The sequence below is a fragment of the Rhodomicrobium udaipurense JA643 genome (assembly GCF_000636015.1).
GTDB lineage: Bacteria > Pseudomonadota > Alphaproteobacteria > Rhizobiales > Rhodomicrobiaceae > Rhodomicrobium > Rhodomicrobium udaipurense.
In genome coordinates, this window is the sequence record NZ_JFZJ01000185.1 from 1 (window position 1) to 4159 (window position 4159).

At 64.1% G+C, this 4159-nt stretch carries 3 protein-coding genes and 1 CRISPR repeat array; all 3 genes read right to left on the reverse strand.

From position 1 onward, the window contains the following. Window positions 1–37 precede the first annotated feature (37 nt). A CRISPR array of direct repeats spans window positions 38–2384; the repeat unit is 29 nt; unit sequence CGGTTCATCCCCGCGTGGGCGGGGAACAC. Window positions 2385–2465: 81 nt separating this feature from the next. Further along, window positions 2466–2777 (reverse strand): type I-E CRISPR-associated endoribonuclease Cas2e, encoded by a 312-nt coding sequence (gene cas2e / locus T281_RS16395; protein ID WP_037242020.1) that lies wholly within the window; start codon window positions 2775–2777, stop codon window positions 2466–2468. Next, the gene (gene cas1e / locus T281_RS16400; RefSeq protein WP_037242021.1) at window positions 2758–3708 is read right to left on the reverse strand and encodes a type I-E CRISPR-associated endonuclease Cas1e; all 951 of its coding nucleotides are present in this window, start codon (window positions 3706–3708) and stop codon (window positions 2758–2760) included. The genes cas2e and cas1e overlap by 20 nt, the downstream gene beginning before the upstream one ends. 2 nt (window positions 3709–3710) lie before the next feature. Further along, on the reverse strand, window positions 3711–4159 hold a 449-nt coding region (gene cas6e / locus T281_RS16405; RefSeq protein WP_037242022.1), incomplete at its 5' end, for a type I-E CRISPR-associated protein Cas6/Cse3/CasE.

Sequence of the window (4159 nt, forward strand, 5' to 3'; positions counted from 1 at the left end):
AACACAATGGTTTTAGATGACCAATAATAAAGGTTAACGGTTCATCCCCGCGTGGGCGGGGAACACAACGTCAAATCCGGCACGGTGCTGGATACCGCCGGTTCATCCCCGCGTGGGCGGGGAACACAAGCGTCAGCCCCCGCGTATGGCGAGCAGGTGCGGTTCATCCCCGCGTGGGCGGGGAACACGATATGTTCGTTAATCAACTCGCCCGTTGTATAGGTTCATCCCCGCGTGGGCGGGGAACACCCGGGTTTTTCGTGGTTGATTTGGTAGGTATTCGGTTCATCCCCGCGTGGGCGGGGAACACCATCAGCAACATCCGCCGCGAGGTTCCAGCCGCGGTTCATCCCCGCGTGGGCGGGGAACACTGGAGTTTTGCCCGGTACTAGTCGGCGAAAAACGGTTCATCCCCGCGTGGGCGGGGAACACAGCTAGCAGGAAAATATGTGGTTGCCGTTGGTCGGTTCATCCCCGCGTGGGCGGGGAACACATCTGGGATGATGATGCGCGCACCGTCAAAGTCGGTTCATCCCCGCGTGGGCGGGGAACACAGCACAGTGTCTTCCGGTTTGGCACTCGTCAGCGGTTCATCCCCGCGTGGGCGGGGAACACTTTTTAATGGACATTAACACATTTACAAGCTCCGGTTCATCCCCGCGTGGGCGGGGAACACGCGTAGACCATCCGCACAGCGTATGTTTGACGCGGTTCATCCCCGCGTGGGCGGGGAACACCGCAAGTTCTGCGAGTTCGCGCAGGTCAGCAGCGGTTCATCCCCGCGTGGGCGGGGAACACAATGCGAGCAACAAGTCAATGCGCGTTGTCGCCGGTTCATCCCCGCGTGGGCGGGGAACACTACGGTCATGTTGCAATCTCCTGTTGAGTTAGCGGTTCATCCCCGCGTGGGCGGGGAACACCGTGTTGTCCAAAAACGCGGCGGCGAGCGCGGCGGTTCATCCCCGCGTGGGCGGGGAACACTAGCGTGGCGAGTAGCGTGGCCCAACCATCAGCGGTTCATCCCCGCGTGGGCGGGGAACACGCTGCCCTGGCGGCCGTGCGTGCTGGCAGGTCCGGTTCATCCCCGCGTGGGCGGGGAACACTGCACTCATGCCAGTGAGTGGGTAAATAAAGCCGGTTCATCCCCGCGTGGGCGGGGAACACCAATGCGACGAATTATCGAGGCGTAGCGAAGGCGGTTCATCCCCGCGTGGGCGGGGAACACGCTTCAGCGATACGGACGACGCGATCGCTTCTTGGTTCATCCCCGCGTGGGCGGGGAACACATTGCTATACGGCGCGGCGAAAGGGACGATTTCGGTTCATCCCCGCGTGGGCGGGGAACACCGCGCTACTCAACGGGCGAATTAATCAACGAACGGTTCATCCCCGCGTGGGCGGGGAACACTAATGCGCTGGCTCCCGCTCAATTTCAACCTGCGGTTCATCCCCGCGTGGGCGGGGAACACCAGAATATCGAGCCTGTATATCGACAATACAGCGGTTCATCCCCGCGTGGGCGGGGAACACGGTAGTATTGAGCGTTTCGAGAGCGACAATCACGGTTCATCCCCGCGTGGGCGGGGAACACTGAGGGTCGAGCCGTGATGCGTAGGCGGACGCCGGTTCATCCCCGCGTGGGCGGGGAACACACGACCGATGGTAAGGACGCCATTGCAGAGGGCGGTTCATCCCCGCGTGGGCGGGGAACACGCGAATTTGGTTGAAAGTCAAAGTGCTGACGCCGGTTCATCCCCGCGTGGGCGGGGAACACAGCTCGCCACGCGGTTTGATACTCGCGTTCATCGGTTCATCCCCGCGTGGGCGGGGAACACGTTTGACCGGGTATGCCGCTATCTGTGAGACGCGGTTCATCCCCGCGTGGGCGGGGAACACGCGTCTCGATCTGGTCAAGCACGCCGCGTTGCCGGTTCATCCCCGCGTGGGCGGGGAACACCAAAAGGGTTTCAGTTGTCATGACTGCAATTCCGGTTCATCCCCGCGTGGGCGGGGAACACGGAACGGGGCTTTGTTGGGGCGTGGTATACCAGGGTTCATCCCCGCGTGGGCGGGGAACACTCGGTGAGGCTGATGACTGTGCCGGTGAGGGGCGGTTCATCCCCGCGTGGGCGGGGAACACACCCACAGATACCGGAGATTGAAAATGCTGATCGGTTCATCCCCGCGTGGGCGGGGAACACGTGTAAAATTAAGCGCCATCGCAGCAAAAACGCGGTTCATCCCCGCGTGGGCGGGGAACACCTTCGGGTTTTTCCACCCAGCTAGCGTTCGGTCGGTTCATCCCCGCGTGGGCGGGGAACACAGCACCTGCGGCGGATTCGCGCCGCCCTCGTACGGTTCATCCCCGCGTGGGCGGGGAACACTCTTCCGCGTAACGAATTGATCGCACGAACGAATCACGATGTCAAAGAACGCCACCGAAGTTCCCGCTTCGTTCCGCAGGCTCAAAACGGTGGCTTCAACGGGTCTTCGGCAGGCGGCGCGGGCCTGAATTTGACCAGCAGAAACCCGTCGAAATCGGCCTGCTCACGCCGGTTCGCACCCACGGTTGCGAAGTCGAACCCGGCCTCGTTCACCGCAGTCCAAGCGATCACGGCGTTACCCTCGCCGATCATCGCGCAAACCTCGCCCCACATTCGCTCGCGCGCACGCCGTGAGTAATTGCCCACATACACGCCCGCGCGCACCTCAAGCAGCCAGAGCGACAGCCGACCGCGCAAGCGTGGCGGCGCATTCTCAGTTACGATGACCATCATCGCCGGATGCCTCCTCGCGCGGGATGGCTGCATCCACGCCCTCGGGCGCTTCTTCTGGAGGCTCAAGGCCGCCCGCCTTAAGCACATCCTCGATCAGCGGAATGATGCGGTCGAGAATCTTCGCGCGGCGGAAGCTGTCGCGGCAAGCCACGCGCACCTGACGCTCGGCGGGCGTGCCATCGCCTTTGCCTTTGGCGACGCGCGCCGCCACCTCGAACGCGGTCGGCACCACTGTCTCGAATTTCACGATGTCGGCGATGTCGTAGACGAAACTCTGCGGCTTGCCGCGATGCAGGAAGCCGATGGCCGGCGCATAGCCCGCCGCGAGGATGGCCGCTTCGGAAAGCCCGTAGAGGCATGCCGTCGCCGCCGAAAGGCACTGGTTCGGAAGGTCGCCTTTGTCCCAGGCCTTCACATCGTAGTTGCGCGCCTTCCAGTCGACGCCGTAGCGGCGCGCAAGCAGCTTGTACATCTCGCGGACCCGCACGCCCTCGATGCCACGAAGCTGGTCTATCGAGCGTCGCTCGGGCGCGGGCTCGCCGAAACGCAGCTCGTACATCTTGCGCACCACGTTCAGCCGCGCCGTTTCGTCGAGCGCGTTCTTCGCCTGATAGAGGAGCTTGTCGGCGCGCGCTCCGCCGGGCTGACCGGACGCGTAAAGCCGCACGCCCCCTTCGCCCACCCAGACGAGCAGGCAGCCGACGCGTGCGGCGAGCACCACGGCGGCGTGACTGACGCGCGTGCCGGGTTCCAGCATGAGACAGGCGAGCCCCCCGACCGGAATCTGCACGCGCACGCCGTTCTGATCGACGAGCACGAACGCGCTGTCGAGCACGTCGAGTTCGCCATATTGGAGGAACACGATGCTGGCCCGGTCCCGCATGGGGATCGGGCGGAGCGGAATGAACGGTGCTGGTGCGGCTTCAGCCATGCTCAGCCCCGGCGAATGAGCATCAGCCCGCAGCCGAAGGCTTTCGCCTTGCCGAAGCCGTCGGGCAGGCGCGCGAGAAACAGCGCGGGGTCGGCGATCTCGATCAGGCCCTCGAAGTCGAGCACGCCAAAGGTTGCGCCAGCGCCGCGAATGCGCGGGATGCGGACGGTTTCGTAGTTCGAGGCGGCGAGAAAGACTTTGTCGCCCTCCGCATCGGGGTTCGGGACAAGCGCGAAGCCAGCCTTGTGCCCCTGCGCTTCGAGCCACGCACGCGCGGCCTTCGCGGTCTCCGCCTCGCGTTTTTCTGCCCGCTCGGTCGGCTTTAGCCTTTCCTCGTCGGTCGGTTCCGTTCGCTCGTCGCGTGTCCGCTTCCCCTCGAAAGGCTTCAGCGCGGCCATGACGATATCGCAGCGCTTTCCGCGCACGCGTCCCTTGCCGTCGCCCTCTCCCG

Excerpts from the sequence above, each read along its gene's own strand:
- cas2e (WP_037242020.1), bottom strand. The coding sequence starts at position 2,777 with ATGATGGTCATCGTAACTGAGAATGCGCCGCCACGCTTGCGCGGTCGG.
- cas1e (WP_037242021.1), bottom strand. The coding sequence starts at position 3,708 with ATGGCTGAAGCCGCACCAGCACCGTTCATTCCGCTCCGCCCGATCCCC.